Genomic DNA, 2,802 nt, shown 5'->3' with positions numbered 1-2,802 from the left:
CCGCGAACACCGGCGAGGAATCCAACAACCCCACCGCCATCCCCACCCACTGCGACCCCTGCCCCGGAAACACGAACACCGTGTCGACGGCGTCACCGACGCGCTGCGCGGTGCCTCGGGTCAGGCTCGTGTCGGCGGTTCCGGCCGCCAGGGCGCGCAGCGAGGCGGCGAGGCTCTCGCGGTCGGAGCCGACGACGACGGCCCGCTCCTCCAGCGCGGCACGGCCGGTCAGCAGCGAGTGGGCGATGTCGACCAGGTCGTCGCCCGTGCTCTCCAGGTGGGTCAGCAACTGCGCGGCCTGGGCGCGCAGGGCTTTCTCCGAGCGGGCGGAGACCAGCCAGGGAGCAGGCGCGCCCGAGCGGTCACCGGCGGTCCGCGCCGGCTCCTCCACGGGGAGCGGACCGTCCTCTTCGAGGATGATGTGGGCGTTGGTGCCGCTCACGCCGAAGGAGGAGACGCCGGCGCGGCGCCGGTCGTCCCGCTCCCATGGACGGGCCTCGGTGAGGACCTCGACCTGACCGGCGGGCCAGTCGACGATCGGGGAGACCTCGGCCGCGTGCAGGGACTTGGGCAGGGTGCCGTGTCGCATCGCCTGGACCATCTTGATGACACCGGCCATACCCGAAGCGGCCTGTGTGTGACCGATGTTGGACTTCACCGACCCCAGCCACAGCGGCCGGTCCCCGACCCGCTCCTGCCCATACGTCGCCAGCAACGCCTGCGCCTCGATCGGGTCACCCAGCTTCGTCCCCGTACCGTGCGCCTCCACCACATCCACATCCGCCGCCGACAACCCCGCATCAGCCAACGCCGCCCGAATCACCCGCTGCTGGGAGCGGCCGTTGGGGGCGGTGAGACCGTTGGAGGCACCGTCCTGGTTGATCGCCGAACCACGCACCACCGCCAACACCTGGTGGCCGTTGGCCCGCGCGTCCGACAGCCGCTCCAGCAGCAGCACACCCACACCCTCGGCCATGCCCATGCCGTCGGCACCCGCGCCGAACGCCTTGCAGCGGCCGTCCATCGCGAGACCACGCTGGCGGCTGAAGCCGACCAGTCCGATCGGCTCACCCATGACGGCGGCGCCGCCGGTCAGGGCGAGGGAGCACTCCCCGGACCGCAGGGAGCGCATGGCCAGGTGCATGGCGACGAGTGCGGAGGAGCAGCCGGTGTCCATGGTCACGGCGGGGCCTTCCAGGCCGAGCGTGTAGGAGATGCGGCCGGAGGCGATGCTGGTGACGGTGCCGGTGATCAGATGGCCTTCGAGGCCGTCCGGTACGTCGCCGGTCGCACCGTAGCCCTGGTGGGAGACGCCGAGGAAGACTCCGGTGTCACTGCCGTGCAGGCTGTCGGGCGCGATGCCGGCCCGTTCCAGAGTCTCCCAGGTGGTCTCCAGGAGGAGGCGTTGCTGCGGGTCCATCGCGGTCGCCTCACGCGGCGAGATACCGAAGAACCCGGCGTCGAACTCGGCCGCGTCGTGCAGGAACCCGCCCTCGCGGACATAGCTGGTGCCAGCCCGGTCGGGATCGGGGTCGTAGAGCGCGTCGAGGTCCCAGCCTCGGTCTGTGGGGAGCGACGATATGGCGTCGGTCTCGTCCAGGACGAGCCGCCAGAAGTCGTCGGGCGAGTGCGCTCCGCCGGGGAAGCGACAGCCCATGGAGACGATCGCGATCGGCTCGTCCTCGTGCGCCGGTCGGCCCGCCGCGATGGCCGGGAGTACGGCTGCCTGCTCGTCGGCGGAGTCGTCGACGAGCTGTCCGCGCAGGTGGCGTACGAGGTCGCGGATGTTGGGGTGGTCGAAGACGATGGTGGCGGGCAGGGCCAGTCCGGTCGCCTCGTTGAGCCGGTTGCGCAGTTCGACCGCGGTGAGGGAGTCGAAGCCGAGTTCGCGGAATGCCCGGGTGGGCGGGATGTCGTTGCTGTCGCTGTGGCCGAGGACGGCGGCGACCTGGCCGCGCACCACGTCGGCCAGGGCACGGTCGCGTTCGGCGGCCGACAGGGCGGCGAGTTCGGCGCGCAGTCCGCCGCGGCGGTCTGCGGCCCGGTCGAGGACGGCCTCGTCGGCCTTCATCGCCTCGGCGACCTCGGGGACCTCGTGCAGCAGCGGCCGGGGGTGCGCCGCGGTGAAGACGGGGACGAAGCGCTCCCAGTCGATGTCGGCGACGGCGAGGAAGGTCTCGTCGTGGTCGAGCGCCTGCTGGAGGCCGGCGACGGCGAGTTCGGCGTCCATGAAGGGGATGCCGCGCCAGCGCAGTTGCTCGCGTACGACGTTGACGGCCATGCCGCCGCCTTCGGGGCTCCAGATGCCCCACGCCAGGGACGTACCGGTCAGGCCTCGGGCTCTGCGGTGCTCGGCGAGGGCGTCGACGTAGGCGTTGGACGCGGAGTAGGCGCCGTGGTCGCCGCTGCCCCAGGTACCGGCGACGGATGAGTACAGGACGAAAGCGTCCAGCCGGTCGTGGTCGAAGATCTCGTCGAGGTTGGCCGCCCCGAGCAGCTTGGCGCGGGCACCCTCGGCGAAGAAGTCGAGGTCGGTGTCGGCGAGGGGGGCGAGCATGCCGACACCCGCGGTGTGCACGACCGTGCGGATGGCGGGCCCGTCGGACTCGGCCTGTTCGACGAGGCGGCGCAGTGCCTCCCGGTCGGCGACGTCGCAGGCGGCGATGGTGACCCGGCAGCCGAGGCCGGTGAGTTCGCGCTCCAGCTCCGCCGCGCCGGGTGCTTCGGCGCCGTGCCGGCTGGTCAGCACCAGGTGCTCCGCGCCGTTGCGGGCGAGCAGCCGGGCGGTGTGGGCGCCGAGTA

At 72.2% G+C, this 2,802-nt stretch carries 1 protein-coding gene; it reads right to left on the bottom strand.

Translation table 11 applies throughout. From position 1 onward, the window contains the following. Positions 1 to 2,802 (bottom strand): type I polyketide synthase (locus tag AWZ10_RS39425; protein ID WP_159058529.1); only part of this gene is annotated, 2,802 nt, incomplete at both ends.

Origin of the sequence: Streptomyces europaeiscabiei, assembly GCF_001550375.1 — a bacterium.
Lineage (GTDB): Bacteria > Actinomycetota > Actinomycetes > Streptomycetales > Streptomycetaceae > Streptomyces > Streptomyces europaeiscabiei.
The sequence above is the reverse complement of the archived record's forward strand: the minus strand, read 5'-3'. Positions and strand labels throughout refer to the sequence as shown.